Here is a 14,921-nt window from a genome sequence, read left to right as displayed (position 1 = left end):
GAGTTTCTACATATAATAAGAAGTTAATGAAGTAAAGCATAGTTATATAAAAGTCAGAATATTATGATTGTAACGTTATGGTGACTATAATATAATGAAAATAACCATCATGAATGAACATTCATTTATTTTTTATGTATTTGAAGGGGGAATGAAGGTGGAAAAACCATGGTTGAAAAGTTATCCAGAGGAAATTCCTAGTACGATTTCTTATGATATTCAGCCGCTTCATAGATATGTAGAACAGATGGCATCTCGCTACCCAGAAAAGAAAGCGCTTCACTTTTTAGGGAAGGATATTACGTTTTCGGACTTCCATGATAAGGTGAAGAGGTTTGCAAATTATCTTCAAAAGCTCGGTGTGGAAAAGGGTGATCGAGTTGCTATTATGTTGCCGAATTGTCCGCAAGCTGTAATTGGTTATTACGGCACATTACTTGCGGGAGGTATCGTAGTACAAACAAACCCACTGTATACAGAAAGAGAATTAGAATATCAGCTTCATGACTCGGGAGCAAAAGTAATTCTTTGTCTCGATTTAGTGTTTCCAAGAGTAACGAATGTTCAATCTGCTACAAAAATTGAGCATATTATCGTAACTCGTATTGCGGACTTTTTACCATTCCCTAAAAATCTATTGTATCCATTTGTGCAGAAAAAACAGTCAAATTTAGTTGTGAAAGTATCAGAGAGTGAAACGATTCATCTTTGGAATTCAGTAGAAAAAGAAGTGAATACGGATGTTGAGGTGCCTTGTGATTCTGAAAATGATCTAGCTCTTTTACAGTACACAGGAGGAACAACCGGATTTCCGAAAGGCGTTATGTTAACGCATAAAAACCTCGTCTCTAACACGTTAATGGGAGTTCAATGGTTATATAATTGCAAAGAAGGAGAAGAAGTCATTCTTGGGGTTCTTCCATTTTTCCACGTGTACGGTATGACGGCTGTTATGAATTTGAGTGTTATGCAAGGATACAAAATGGTCCTTATTCCAAAGTTTGATATGAAAATGGTTTTTGAAGCGATTAAGAAGCATAAAGTGACACTATTTCCAGGGGCACCAACTATTTATATCGCTCTTTTAAATAGCCCACTTTTAAAAGAATACGATATTTCTTCTATTCGTGCTTGTATTAGTGGGTCAGCACCACTACCAGTAGAAGTACAGGAAAAGTTCGAAACAGTTACAGGTGGTAAACTAGTAGAGGGATATGGTTTAACAGAATCCTCTCCGGTTACACATAGTAATTTTTTATGGGAAAAGCGGGTGCCAGGTAGCATTGGAGTTCCGTGGCCAGATACAGAAGCAATCATTATGTCACTTGAAACTGGTGAGGCATTACCGCCAGGAGAAATAGGGGAAATTGTAGTGAAAGGTCCTCAAATTATGAAAGGATACTGGAATAAGCCAGAGGAAACAGCGGCTGTATTGCAAGATGGCTGGCTCCATACAGGGGATGTTGGCTACATGGATGAAGATGGATTCTTCTATGTAAAAGATCGCAAGAAAGATATGATTGTCGCGAGTGGATTTAATGTGTATCCTCGTGAAGTTGAAGAAGTATTATATGAGCATGAAAAAGTGCAAGAAGTAGTGACAATTGGAGTTCCAGATCCGTACCGAGGAGAGACAGTTAAAGCATTTGTTGTGTTAAAAGAAGGTACGGAGTGCTCTGAGGAAGAATTAAATCAGTTTGCACGTAAATATTTAGCGGCTTATAAAGTGCCGAAAGTATATGAGTTTAGAGATGAATTGCCAAAAACGACAGTAGGGAAAATTTTACGCCGTGTTCTAATAGATGAAGAGAAGAGAAAGAATGAGGATGAGCAAACGGGCTAAGGCCCTTTCTTTTTGAAAAAATAGGATTGACACTTTTCTAAATAGTCAGTATTATAAGAATATGAATGACTATTCATTCAGTCATCTTCTTGAAGGGGACAGTAAAGTGAAGAAAAATAGACCGAAATACAATCAAATTATTGATGCGGCAGTCATTGTGATTGCGGAGAATGGGTACCACCAAGCGCAAGTTTCTAAAATCGCAAAGCAAGCTGGGGTAGCTGATGGCACGATTTATTTATATTTTAAAAATAAAGAAGATATATTAATATCCTTATTCCAAGAGAAGATGGGAGAATTTGTCGAAACAATTCGTCAAAAAACAGCAGGAATTGAAAGCGCTGTATCGAAGTTATTCATGTTGGTAGAAACGCACTTCTTGCTGTTGTCGCAAAATGATCCTCTTGCTATCGTTACGCAATTAGAGCTGAGGCAGTCCAATCAAGACTTGCGCCTTAAAATAAATGAAGTATTAAAAGGCTACTTACAAGTTATGGATGAGATTTTAGAGACTGGTATAAAACAAGGTGAATTTCAAGCAGATTTAAATGTTCGCGTGGCAAGACAAATGATCTTTGGAACAGTAGATGAAGTAGTGACCAATTGGGTAATGAGCGATCATAAGTATGATCTGGTCGCACTTTCAAAAACGGTACACGGGCTACTTATTGCAGCTTGTGGTTATCGTCAATAATGGGAGGGATCATGTTGAAATTCCTATCTGTAAGAGTTGAAGATCATATCGCGGTGGCGACATTAAATCACGCACCAGCGAATGCGATGTCTTCACAAGTTATGCATGACGTTACTGAATTAATTGATCAAGTGGAAAAGGATGATAACATTCGTGTTGTTGTTATTCACGGTGAAGGACGTTTCTTCTCAGCGGGAGCAGATATTAAAGAATTTACATCTGTTACTGAAGCGAAGCAAGCAACAGAATTAGCACAGCTTGGACAAGTTACGTTTGAGCGTGTTGAAAAATGTTCAAAACCAGTTATTGCGGCAATTCATGGAGCGGCACTGGGCGGCGGCCTTGAGTTTGCTATGTCTTGCCACATGCGCTTTGCAACTGAAAGTGCAAAACTTGGTTTACCTGAATTAACACTTGGATTAATTCCTGGCTTTGCAGGTACACAGCGCTTACCACGTTATGTTGGGAAAGCGAAAGCTTGTGAAATGATGTTAACAAGTACACCAATTACTGGTGCAGAAGCATTAAAGTGGGGACTTGTTAACGGATTGTTCTCTGAAGAATCTCTTTTAGATGATACGCTTAAAGTTGCAAAACAAATTGCTGGAAAAAGTCCAGCAACAACTCGTGCTGTACTAGAGTTATTGCAAACGACAAAATCGTCTCATTACTATGAAGGTGTACAACGTGAATCACAGATTTTTGGTGAAGTATTTACGAGTGAAGATGGAAGAGAAGGTGTAGCTGCATTTTTAGAAAAGCGTAAACCTTCATTTAGTGGCAGGTAGTTCAATTATTTTTTTAATATAAATTAACAGAAAATTAAAATTGATAGAATCTTTCTGAAAAACAAGGGGGTAAATGGAATGAACATCTACGTACTCATGAAACGAACATTTGATACAGAAGAAAAAATCGTAATTAAAAACGGTGCAATTTACGATGGCGAAGCGGAATTCATCATCAACCCTTACGATGAATATGCAATTGAAGAAGCAATTCAAGTAAGAGACGCACAAGGTGGAGAAGTTACAGTTGTAACAGTTGGTGGCGAAGATAGTGAGAAAGAACTTCGTACTGCATTAGCAATGGGCTGTGATAAAGCTGTATTAATTAATATTGAAGATGATGTAGAAAATGGTGACCAGTTCACGACAGCAAAAGTGCTTGCTGAATATTTAAAAGATAAAGATGCAGATTTAATTTTAGGCGGAAACGTTGCAATTGATGGTGCATCTGGACAAGTAGGACCACGCGTAGCTGAAGCGTTAAATATTCCGTATGTAACGACAATTACAAAACTTGAAATTGACGGTACAAATGTGAAGATTGAGCGTGATGTTGAAGGTGATACAGAAGTGATTGCAACTTCATTACCAGTTTTAGTAACAGCACAGCAAGGTTTAAATGAACCGCGTTATCCATCGCTTCCAGGTATTATGAAAGCGAAGAAAAAGCCGCTAGAAGAATTAGAATTAGATGATTTAGATTTAGAAGAAGATGATGTGGAAGCAAAGACAAAAACAATTGAAATCTATTTGCCTCCTAAGAAAGATGCAGGAAAAGTGTTACAAGGCGAGCTGCAAGATCAAGTAAAAGAACTTGTATCGTTGCTCCATACAGAAGCGAAAGTAATCTAATAAAATACGAAATTATATATGCAGGAGGGAAAATCTATGGCTCGTAAAGTATTAGTAATGGGTGAAGTTCGTGATGGATCGCTACGTAACGTTTCTTTTGAAGCGGTAGCAGCAGCAAAAACAATTGCAGAAGGCGGTGAAGTAGTAGGTCTTCTAATTGGAGACAGCGTTGCCTCTTTTGCAAATGAATTGATTCATTACGGTGCAGATCGCGTTGTGACAGTTGAAAATGATAAATTAAAATCATATACATCTGATGGTTATGCACAAGCGTTTTTAGCTGTACATGCTGAAGAAAATCCAGAAGGTATCGTTTTTGGACATACAGCACTTGGTAAAGATTTATCACCAAAATTAGCAGCGAAGCTTGAAGCTGGTTTAGTTTCTGACGTAACTGCTTTAGAGGTTGAAGGTGGAAATGTTATCTTCACTCGTCCAATTTACTCTGGTAAAGCATTCGAGAAGAAGATTGTAACAGACGGCATCTTATTTGCGACAGTGCGTCCAAATAACATTGCAACTCTGGAAAAAGATGAGTCTCGCAGCGGTGACGTATCTTCTATTACAGTTGATGTGAAAGATTTACGTACAATCATTCAAGATGTTGTCCGTAAAACAGCAGAAGGTGTGGATCTTTCTGAAGCAAAAGTTATTATCGCTGGCGGACGTGGTGTGAAGAGTGAAGAAGGCTTTAAGCCATTAAAAGAGTTAGCAGACGTACTAGGCGGCGCTGTTGGGGCATCTCGTGGTGCTTGTGACGCTGAATACTGTGATTACTCATTACAAATTGGTCAAACTGGTAAAGTTGTTACGCCAGACTTATACATTGCATGTGGTATTTCTGGTGCGATTCAGCATTTAGCAGGTATGTCAAACTCAAAAATAATCGTTGCGATCAATAAAGATCCAGAAGCAAGTATCTTTAAAGTAGCTGACTATGGTATTGTCGGTGACTTATTCGAAGTTGTACCTCTTTTAACAGAAGAGTTTAAAAAGTTAAAAGTACATTCATGATTTAAGTACCCTTGAGTTCCAAGTGAAGTACCCCTATATATAGAAAAAGGTGAGAGATCCCCTGTCTCTCATCTTTTTAGTATTTAATCCGTATTTTTATATAGTATAAAGGAACATTTTTTTGTTACAATACATAACGATACATATTATTCGCCACGTATATAAGTTAATGATATACTCTTGGTAGAATATACTTGAAGGAGGAAATAAAATGGCAATTGTAAACGCAAATGACCAAAGCTTCGCAGCAGAAACTAGCGAAGGTGTTGTATTATTAGATTTCTGGGCACCTTGGTGTGGACCTTGTAAAATGATCGCTCCTGTATTAGAGGAAATTGATGCAGAACTAGGCGAAAAAGTAAAAGTAGTAAAAGTAGACGTTGATGAAAACCAAGAAACTGCTCGTCAATTCGAAGTAATGAGCATTCCAGCTCTTTTCGTATTAAAAGACGGTAAAGTAGTTGATCAAGCGTTAGGTTACAAACCGAAAGAAGCGTTAGTAGAATTAGTTTCTAAACACTTCTAAAATAAAAAAAGCTACCATTTGGTAGCTTTTTTTATTTTCTTTTTTACAGTCTTTCCGTTACAATAAAAGAACGTATGTTGGGTGTTTGGGCATAGTATGTTTTCAAGGGAAAATAAAAATGCTAAGTATGTAGAAATGGAGGGAGACGAGTGCACGAACATTTGAAAGAGAAGTTGGCTATTTTACCAGATCAACCTGGTTGTTATTTGATGAAAGATAAGCAAGGAACGGTTATATATGTCGGAAAGGCAAAAGTGCTTAAAAATCGTGTGCGCTCGTACTTTACTGGTTCACATGATGGGAAAACACTGCGGCTTGTAGGAGAAATTGTTGATTTTGAATATATTGTAACCTCTTCGAATTTAGAAGCACTTATTTTAGAGTTAAATCTAATTAAAAAATATGATCCGAAATATAATATTCAATTAAAAGATGATAAAACATATCCTTTTATTAAAATTACGGCGGAGAAGCAACCGCGCTTACTCATTACTCGAAACGTAAAAAAGGATAAAGGGAAATATTTTGGTCCTTATCCAAATGCACAATCTGCTCATGAAACGAAAAAACTGCTAGATCGTATGTATCCACTTCGGAAATGCACGAATATGCCAGATAAAGTTTGTTTGTATTATCATATGGGTCAATGTTTAGCGCCTTGTGTGAAAGAAGTGACGGAAGAACAAAATAAAGAAATTGTAGATGAAATTATTAAGTTTTTAAACGGTGGACATAAAGAAGTTCGTTCAGAACTAGAAATAAAAATGTATGAGGCCTCAGAGAAACTAGAGTTTGAACGTGCAAAAGAGTTGCGTGATCAAATTGCTCATATTGATGCGATTATGGAAAAACAAAAGATGATTATGAGTGACTTAGTGGATCGTGATGTGTTTGGGTATGCAGTGGATAAAGGATGGATGTGTGTTCAAGTTTTCTTCGTTCGAAAAGGAAAGCTAATTGAACGTGATGTTTCTATGTTTCCAATTTACGATGAACCAGAAGAGGGTTTTTTAACGTTTATCGGCCAATTTTATGAAAACAGTAGTCATTTTAAGCCGAAGGAAATTGTCGTTCCAGGAAGTATAGACTCGGAATTAGTAGAGCGCTTTTTAGAAGTGGAAGCGACGCAGCCGAAACGTGGTAAGAAAAAAGACCTTGTAGAATTGGCAAATAAAAATGCGAAGATTGCTCTTGAAGAGAAGTTTTACTTAATTGAACGTGATGAAGAACGAACGATTAAAGCGGTAGATCATTTAGGGAAGCAGCTTGGGATTGAAACGCCGTATCGTATTGAAGCGTTTGATAACTCAAATATTCAAGGAACAAATCCCGTTTCTGCAATGATTGCTTTTATCGATGGGAAACCGGCGAAGAAAGAGTATCGAAAATATAAAATTAAAACGGTTCAAGGGCCAGATGATTATGAGTCTATGAGAGAAGTTGTGAGGCGCCGTTATACAAGGGCACTTAAAGAAAATTCACCTTTACCTGATTTGATTATTATTGATGGAGGAAAAGGCCATCTAGCGGCTGCAAGTGATATTTTAGAGAATGAGCTCGGATTATATATTCCGATGGCAGGTCTTGTAAAAGATGATAAACATAAAACCTCCCATTTAATTATTGGGGATCCACCGGAACCTGTGATGCTTGAGAGAAATAGCCAAGAATTTTATTTATTGCAGCGTATTCAAGATGAGGTGCATCGATTTGCGATTACATTCCATCGTCAATTACATGGGAAATCTGTCATTCAATCAGCATTGGATGATATTCCAGGAATCGGTGATAAACGGAAAAAGGTATTGTTAAAACATTTTGGTTCATTAAAGAAGATGAAAGAAGCTTCTATAGAGGAATTTGTCGAAGCGGGTATGCCGAAAAATGTCGCGGAGACGATTTATACGTATTTAACAGATAAGAAGACGTTGTAGTTTACAACGTCTTCTGTTTTTTGGTATAATTTCTGAAGATTTAAAATAAACTCATCTGAATGAAAATACAAAAAAGTCAACTAAACTGATATGTCTAGTTGACTGTAGGTAATGCTTACACTTCAATGAGATCTTTTATATCCCATTTTACAAGAAATGTAATAGAGTCAGAACGTTTTTTCTTTTCTTCGTATGACTCTGCAACGACGTTCCGTTGCTTTTGGATTTGTTCAGCGATGAATCCGGCTTCTAGTTGATAAGAAGAATGTCGTTTTTGTTTTTGACGTTCTGCGATGAGTGTGCCTTTAAGTTGGAACTGCATTTCACGACGCTTATGTTCAACAATGCTTAAAGTGCCCCAGCCAGCCTTTTCAAAGAACTGAATGATTTCTTCAATTGTTTCTAGCGGATATTTTCTTGCAAGGTTTCTACCAGACCAGTATAAAATACCATCTAAATCGTTGCCGATTAAATCAGGTAGTAATTCTTCACGTAGCAATTCATAAGCGAAGGCGTTCAATGAAACATCTTCTAAAGATGTTGTATCGATTGTATTTTTACTCACAATATTCCCCTCTTTCTATAGGGATTATTATATAACATTTCACATTTATAAAAACAGATTTTTCTTTAGGAAAATCTGAATATATAAGAAGAAAAAAAGAATTGGCAAATTATATGCAAATTATGTATACGTTTTCTTGACGCTTCGACAAAAATAGGAGTAAAATGAACTTGGTATCAAATTATGCTGAAATATTTCGAATAATTTTTTCAGTTTTTCTTATGCCAATAGTGAAAAAACATTATTGTCATAAACTAATCTGAAAACAGCAGTCAAACATTCAAGGGGGGTAATGGGGACATGAAAGGCCGCGAGTATACGTTTCGTAAGTGGCACTCATTAATGGGGGTCATCCCGGTTGGTGTCTTTTTGACGCAACATTTAATTGTAAACAACTTTGCAACACGAGGAGCAGAGGCTTTTAACAAAGCTGCAGGCTTTATGGAGCTCCTTCCATTCCGGTATGCGCTAGAAATTTTCATCATCTTTTTACCGATACTGTACCATGCTATATATGGCTTATATATTGCATTTACAGCTAAGAACAATGCGGTTTCTTACGGTTATTTCCGTAACTGGATGTTCGTCTTCCAAAGAATTTCAGGTATCGTTACGCTGATCTTCATTTCTTGGCACGTCTGGGAAACTCGTATTCAAGCAATGTTAGGTAAAGAGGTAAACTATGATATGATGGCAGATATTTTAAACAATCCAGCTATGTTTACATTCTACTTAGTTGGTGTTGTTTCAACAATTTTCCACTTTGCAAATGGACTATGGACATTCTGCATCAGCTGGGGAATTACAGTATCTCCACGTTCACAAAGAATCTCTACTTATGTAACATTAGCTATTTTCTTAGGTTTATCTTATGTAGGTGTGAGTGCATTATTAGCGTTCATCGATCCACAGCTAGCAAACCAGTAAGGAGTGGGAGAGCATGAAAGGGAAACTTATAGTAGTCGGCGGTGGCTTGGCTGGCTTAATGGCAACGATTAAAGCGGCAGAAGCAGGAGTAAATGTTGAACTGTTTTCTTTAGTACCAGTAAAACGTTCACATTCTGTATGTGCTCAGGGCGGAATTAACGGTGCCGTAAATACGAAAGGTGAAGGGGATTCTCCATGGATCCACTTTGATGATACAATTTATGGTGGGGACTTCTTAGCGAACCAACCACCAGTTAAAGCAATGTGTGAAGCAGCACCTGGTATCATTCATTTAATGGACCGTATGGGTGTTATGTTCAACCGTACGGAAGAAGGACTTCTTGATTTCCGTCGATTTGGTGGAACGCAACATCACCGTACAGCATTTGCTGGTGCAACAACTGGACAGCAATTACTTTACGCATTAGATGAGCAAGTACGTCGTCACGAAGTAGCAGGACTTGTAACGAAATATGAAGGTTGGGATTTCTTACGAGCTGTTGTTGATGATGAAGGTGTGTGCCGAGGAATCGTTGCACAAGACTTACAAACTATGGAGATTAGAAGTTTCGGAGCAGATGCCGTGATTATGGCAACAGGGGGCCCTGGTATCATTTTCGGAAAATCAACAAACTCCATTATCAATACAGGTACAGCAGCTTCTGCTGTATATCAACAAGGCGCATATTATGCAAACGGTGAGTTCATTCAAATTCACCCAACGGCAATTCCTGGAGACGATAAATTACGTCTTATGAGTGAATCTGCACGTGGTGAAGGTGGACGTGTTTGGACATATAAAGATGGTAAACCATGGTACTTCTTAGAAGAAAAATATCCGGCTTACGGAAACCTTGTACCTCGTGACATCGCAACGCGTGAAATCTTTGATGTTTGCGTAGAGCAAAAACTAGGTATTAACGGTGAAAACATGGTGTACTTAGATCTTTCTCATAAAGATCCAAAAGAACTAGATATTAAACTAGGTGGAATTATTGAAATCTATGAGAAATTTACAGGGGATGATCCTCGTAAACTACCGATGAAAATCTTCCCAGCTGTTCACTATTCAATGGGCGGACTATGGGTTGATTATAAACAGATGACAAATATTCCAGGTTTATTTGCAGCAGGTGAGTGTGATTATTCTATGCACGGTGGTAACCGTCTTGGTGCGAACTCACTATTATCAGCAATTTATGGTGGTATGGTAGCAGGACCAAACGCAATTGAGTATATGAAAGGTCTTTCTAAATCATCTGATGCTGTTTCATCTACTGTATATGAGCAAAATGAATTAATCGAAACAGAGAAATTTAACAATATTTTAACGATGGATGGTAACGAAAATGCGTATGTTCTTCATAAAGAGCTTGGAGAATGGATGACAGATAACGTTACAGTAGTTCGTGAAAATAAAAAATTATTAGAAACAGATGCGAAAATTGAAGAATTAATGGCTCGTTACAAACGTATTAACATTAACGATACAGCAAGATGGAGTAACCAAGGTGCTTCATTTACACGCCAACTTGCAAATATGTTTGAGTTAGCACGTGTTATTACAATTGGCGCATATAACCGTAATGAGAGCCGTGGGGCGCATTACAAACCTGAATTCCCAAATCGTGATGATGCAAACTTCTTAAAAACTACGATGGCAAAATTTGAGGGAGAAGGAAATGCACCAGCATTCCATTACGAGGACGTTGATATTTCGTTAATTAAACCGCGTAAACGTGATTATTCTTCAAAACACGATGTAGCTGCTAAGGGTGAAGAGAAGGGGGATAAACAACATGTCTGAGAAAACAATCCGCCTCATCATTACGAGACAAGACGGGCCAGATGCGCAAGCGTTTGACCAAGAGTTTGAAATTCCATATCGTCCGAATATGAATATTATCTCAGCACTTATGGAAATCCGTCGTAATCCTGTTGATTCAAAAGGGAACCAAACAACTCCGATTGCATGGGATATGAACTGCTTAGAGGAAGTATGTGGTGCATGTTCGATGGTGATTAACGGAAAACCACGTCAATCATGTACGGCACTTATTGATCAATTAGAGCAACCAATTCGCTTAAAACCGATGAAGACATTCCCGGTTGTACGTGACTTACAAGTTGATCGTAGTCGCATGTTTAATGCTCTAAAACGCGTTAAAGCGTGGATTCCAATTGATGGTACGTATGACCTAGGTCCAGGACCAAGAATGCCTGAGAAAAAGCGTCAATGGGCTTATGAGCTTTCAAAATGTATGACATGTGGTGTTTGCTTAGAATCATGTCCAAACGTAAACAGTAAGTCTGACTTTATTGGACCAGCACCGTTATCACAAGCTCGCTTATTCAACTCACATCCAACGGGTGAAATGCATAAAGCAGATCGCTTACGTGCAATTATGGGAGATGGAGGACTAGCAAACTGTGGTAACTCTCAAAACTGTGTGCAATCATGTCCGAAGGGTATTCCTTTAACAACTTCAATTGCGGCATTAAACCGTGATACAACAATTCAATCGTTCAAAGATTTCTTTGGTAGCGATAATAACTATTAATAAATATTGCCTCTTCATATCGAAGAGGCAATATTTATAACTGCATTTTTCTGTTTATTCTGTTTATTTCAAGGTGAAAAGGAGAGATAACAATGAAGAGGATTTCTTATATTGAAGACTTTGAGCAATGGGAAAGTGGTTTTTCGTTTTACAACCCTGTAAAGGTTCGTTTTGGTGAAGTAGATATGTTTGGACATGTAAATAATGTCGTTGCTTTTACTTATTTTGAAGAAGCTCGTATTGCGTTGTTTAAAGAACTTGGATTTATGCAAGAGTGGACACATGCATCATCAGAAACGATGATCGTTGTTGCGGATTTACAATGTAATTTTATTAAGCAAATATATTTTGATGAACAGCTGAAGGTGTATGTAAAGGCAGGATCGGTCGGGAATTCTTCTTTAGATTTACATTATATGGTGAAGAATGCAGCAGGAGAGGTTTGTTTAGTAGGTCGTGGAATGATGGTTCAAGCTTCGAAAAAAACAGGAAGAGGCGAACCATGGCCTGAAGAATGGAAGAAGAAATTACTACAATAATAGAGTGAAAGAAAAATAAGAGAGCAATTTGCTCTCTTATTTTTTGTCTTCCATCGCTTCTTCTAATGTTAAGTGATGTTTATATAGGTATGTAGCGTATGGATTACCAACGTAGCGTAAGTGCCATGGTTCATAGGCATATTCTGTTGTATCTGTTTTATCTTCTAAGTAACGAATGACAAAACCGAATTCATGAGCATGTTCCGCGACCCATTTTCCTTCTGCTGTCTCTCCGAAGATAGGCTCTAATTGAAATTTAGCTGATTTTGAACTAATATCCATTGCTAAACCCGTTTGGTGTTCACTTGTACCAGGAATTGCGCTTACCGAATTAGCTTCGGCTTTTCCTTGACGTCTAACGTATGTATCATGCAACGATTTTTGGCGTTTGTATGAACGATAACCAGATACAGCTGTAAGATCAAGCCCTTCTTTTTTCGCAGCTTTGAACATGTTTTCAAGTGCCTCGGCAGCATCTTTGCGCAGCAATGTTTTTTCTTTATCTTTTGGACTAATAAATGGTACATTTGGTCTCGTTAAGTCTTCAGGAATGTATCCATCTGGTAGTTTTCGATGTTTATTAATTAAGACAAGATTAGATTTTGGATTTGTTACAACTGAAAAGTCATTGTCTATTTTCTTTGCATTATGATCAGCTTTTGGAAAAGCAGGAATCTCTTCTTTTTTATGGTTATTATGCTTTTGACTTTCGACAGCTTTTGCTTCATTATGTAGTGGTGTTTTAGAACCAAAGTAAGCGAAAGATGTGATCCCGATTACAATAGTAGTGGCAGAAATAATTATTATCTTTTTCATGATGCCTTGTAATCACAGTCCCTTCTTCATAAAATGTGTATTGTTTTTTTATTATAAATCTAGTTTGTTGGAAAAGGAATATAAGAGTCATAACGTAATAGAAATGCAAAGAAAATGTCAGAAAATGTGTGAATTTGTAGTATTTTTTTATATAATTCATTTCTTATCTTTCATGATTTGCATTTTTTATGTAATATATATACATAAGAAGATGTAGCGATTATCGAGAATAAAGAACTTCTTGTATAGACTAGGAGTGAATGGGAATGGATTTTGCAACAATTATTGGACTTATTTTAGGATTTGTAGCAGTGGTAGTAGGGATGGTCGTCAAGGGCGCTGACATAACAGCCTTATTAAATCCTGCCGCAGCATTAATTATTTTTATCGGTACATTTGCTGCAGTATGTATTGCATTTCCGATGAATCAACTAAAAAGGGTTCCAAAACTATTTAAAGTTCTTTTTGGTTCAAATAAAAAGGATTTAAGTTATGAACAGTTGCTAGAATTATTTGTTCATTGGACATCTGAAAGTAGAAAATACGGTATTTTGTCTTTAGAGCAACAATTAGACAAAATTCAAGATGAATTTCTTTTGCGCGGTATGAAATTTGTGATTGATGGCGTATCCGCAGAAGATTTAGAGCAGATTTTGGAATCTGAATTAGAGGCAATTGAAGAAAGACATGCAAAGGGAGCTGCTATTTTTTCACAAGCTGGTACGTATGCACCGACATTAGGAGTTTTAGGTGCTGTTATCGGTCTTGTAGCTGCGCTTGGTAACTTAACTGATATTGAAAAGTTAGGTCATGCTATTTCTGGTGCGTTTATTGCAACGATTTTTGGTATTTTTTCAGGTTACGTATTATGGCATCCATTTGCAAATAAGTTAAAGCAAAAATCTTCAGCTGAAATTGAGAAAAAACGTTTAATCATTGATTGTTTATTAATGTTACAAGAAGGTACATATCCGTTTATTATGAAGAACCGCATTTTAGGTGCACTTTCTGCAACTGAGCGTAAAAAGCTAGAAAAAGGAGCAGAAAAAAATGCGGAGTAAGAAAAATAGAAGAGGCAAAAAGAAAAAACATGATGAGCATATCGATGAAACGTGGTTAATCCCATACTCTGATATGTTAACGTTGTTATTTGCATTGTTTATCGTTTTATTCGCAATGAGTAGTATAGATGCTGCGAAGTTTAAACAGATGGCAGTTGCTTTTCGAAGTGAATTAGCTGGGGGAACAGGTAACAAAGAATTTTTAAGTGATCAAAAGCCAAATGATGAAAAAGAATTATCAGCAAGTAGCCTTGAGGCAGAACAAGCAAAAAAACAAGAAGAAGCTAGAGCTAAAGAAAAAAAAGAGATGGATGAATTGAAAGCATTACAAAAAAAGATTGATCAATATATTAATGAAAAACAATTATCTTCTTCTTTTCAAACTAAATTAACTGAAAAGGGATTAATGGTGACAATATTAGAAAATATACTGTTTGATTCGGGGAAAGCAGATGTGAAATTAGAATCTTTAGGGATTGCAAAAGAGATGTCTAGCTTACTTGTTTCAGCGTCACCTCGTGAAATTACAGTATCGGGTCATACGGATAATGTCCCTATTGCCAATGCGCAGTTTGCGTCGAATTGGGAATTAAGTACGCAGCGGGCAGTTAATTTTATGCAAGTATTACTGCAAAATAAAGAATTACAACCAGAAAAATTTAGTGCGATTGGATACGGAGAATACCGTTCAATTGCTCCAAACGATACACAAGAAGGAAAGGCAAAGAATAGACGTGTGGAAGTATTTATCTTGCCTTTAACAGAGAAAGTAAAATAAAAGAGGATGGCGAATGCCATCCT

At 37.1% G+C, this 14,921-nt stretch carries 15 protein-coding genes; 13 read left to right on the top strand and 2 right to left on the bottom strand.

Going from position 1 to position 14,921, the window contains the following annotated elements; translation table 11 throughout:
• The first annotated feature begins 157 nt into the window (after positions 1-157).
• The 7 genes from NST90_RS21375 to uvrC all read left to right on the top strand — a co-directional run bounded on the left by NST90_RS21375 (position 158) and on the right by uvrC (position 7,651).
• Positions 158-1,843, top strand: a complete 1,686-nt coding sequence (locus NST90_RS21375; RefSeq protein ID WP_025710201.1) for a long-chain-fatty-acid--CoA ligase — start codon at positions 158-160, stop codon at positions 1,841-1,843.
• Positions 1,844-1,904: 61 nt separating this feature from the next.
• Positions 1,905-2,537 carry a TetR/AcrR family transcriptional regulator gene (locus NST90_RS21370; RefSeq protein ID WP_002001012.1) on the top strand — a complete coding sequence of 211 codons (633 nt, stop codon included), beginning with the start codon at positions 1,905-1,907 and terminating at the stop codon, positions 2,535-2,537.
• 11 nt (positions 2,538-2,548) lie between these two features.
• Complete coding sequence (locus NST90_RS21365) at positions 2,549-3,325, top strand: enoyl-CoA hydratase (protein ID WP_000911292.1); 777 nt, start codon at positions 2,549-2,551, stop codon at positions 3,323-3,325.
• Positions 3,326-3,403: 78 nt separating this feature from the next.
• Positions 3,404-4,177, top strand: coding sequence for an electron transfer flavoprotein subunit beta (etfB, locus tag NST90_RS21360; RefSeq protein ID WP_001029028.1), 774 nt, complete (start codon positions 3,404-3,406; stop codon positions 4,175-4,177).
• Positions 4,178-4,213: 36 nt separating this feature from the next.
• Entirely contained in the window at positions 4,214-5,191 is a 978-nt protein-coding gene (etfA, locus tag NST90_RS21355) for an electron transfer flavoprotein subunit alpha (RefSeq protein ID WP_000101945.1), read from the top strand.
• 211 nt (positions 5,192-5,402) lie between these two features.
• Positions 5,403-5,717, top strand: a complete 315-nt coding sequence (trxA, locus tag NST90_RS21350; RefSeq protein WP_001018943.1) for a thioredoxin — start codon at positions 5,403-5,405, stop codon at positions 5,715-5,717.
• A gap of 149 nt (positions 5,718-5,866) precedes the next feature.
• The gene (gene uvrC / locus NST90_RS21345; RefSeq protein WP_000544296.1) at positions 5,867-7,651 is read left to right on the top strand and encodes an excinuclease ABC subunit C; all 1,785 of its coding nucleotides are present in this window, start codon (positions 5,867-5,869) and stop codon (positions 7,649-7,651) included.
• Positions 7,652-7,766: 115 nt separating this feature from the next.
• Here uvrC and NST90_RS21340 read toward each other — a convergent pair whose 3' ends face one another.
• Positions 7,767-8,216, bottom strand: coding sequence for a YslB family protein (locus NST90_RS21340; RefSeq protein ID WP_000042221.1), 450 nt, complete (start codon positions 8,214-8,216; stop codon positions 7,767-7,769).
• A gap of 300 nt (positions 8,217-8,516) precedes the next feature.
• On the opposite strand from NST90_RS21340, the gene sdhC reads away from it, so the two are divergent.
• The 4 genes from sdhC (at position 8,517) to NST90_RS21320 (ending at position 12,243) form a co-directional block, all read left to right on the top strand.
• On the top strand, positions 8,517-9,143 hold the full coding sequence (sdhC, locus tag NST90_RS21335) for a succinate dehydrogenase cytochrome B558 (protein ID WP_000678355.1): 627 nt from the start codon (positions 8,517-8,519) through the stop codon (positions 9,141-9,143).
• Between the two features lie 13 nt (positions 9,144-9,156).
• Positions 9,157-10,950, top strand: coding sequence for a succinate dehydrogenase flavoprotein subunit (gene sdhA / locus NST90_RS21330; protein WP_000676750.1), 1,794 nt, complete (start codon positions 9,157-9,159; stop codon positions 10,948-10,950).
• Complete coding sequence (sdhB, locus tag NST90_RS21325; RefSeq protein ID WP_001291827.1) at positions 10,943-11,704, top strand: succinate dehydrogenase iron-sulfur subunit; 762 nt, start codon at positions 10,943-10,945, stop codon at positions 11,702-11,704. The genes sdhA and sdhB overlap by 8 nt, the downstream gene beginning before the upstream one ends.
• Positions 11,705-11,796: 92 nt before the next feature.
• Positions 11,797-12,243 (top strand): thioesterase family protein, encoded by a 447-nt coding sequence (locus NST90_RS21320; protein WP_000822734.1) that lies wholly within the window; start codon positions 11,797-11,799, stop codon positions 12,241-12,243.
• A gap of 36 nt (positions 12,244-12,279) precedes the next feature.
• On the opposite strand, the gene NST90_RS21315 is transcribed toward NST90_RS21320, so the two are convergent.
• Positions 12,280-13,059: a M15 family metallopeptidase gene (locus tag NST90_RS21315; protein ID WP_000720201.1), complete on the bottom strand. Its 780-nt coding sequence runs from the start codon at positions 13,057-13,059 to the stop codon at positions 12,280-12,282.
• 266 nt (positions 13,060-13,325) lie between these two features.
• Here NST90_RS21315 and motA point away from each other — a divergent pair, with 266 nt between their 5' ends.
• Positions 13,326-14,120 carry a flagellar motor stator protein MotA gene (gene motA, locus NST90_RS21310; RefSeq protein WP_000344853.1) on the top strand — a complete coding sequence of 265 codons (795 nt, stop codon included), beginning with the start codon at positions 13,326-13,328 and terminating at the stop codon, positions 14,118-14,120.
• A complete protein-coding gene (gene motB, locus NST90_RS21305) occupies positions 14,110-14,898 on the top strand; it encodes a flagellar motor protein MotB (RefSeq protein WP_001256734.1) in 789 nt (262 codons plus the stop codon). The genes motA and motB overlap by 11 nt, the downstream gene beginning before the upstream one ends.
• Positions 14,899-14,921 lie beyond the last annotated feature (23 nt).

The organism is Bacillus sp. FSL E2-8900 (genome assembly GCF_037966225.1).
Classification (GTDB): Bacteria; Bacillota; Bacilli; order Bacillales; family Bacillaceae_G; genus Bacillus_A; species Bacillus_A cereus.
Note: the sequence above shows the minus strand (reverse complement) of the source record. Positions and strands in the feature narration are given on the sequence as shown.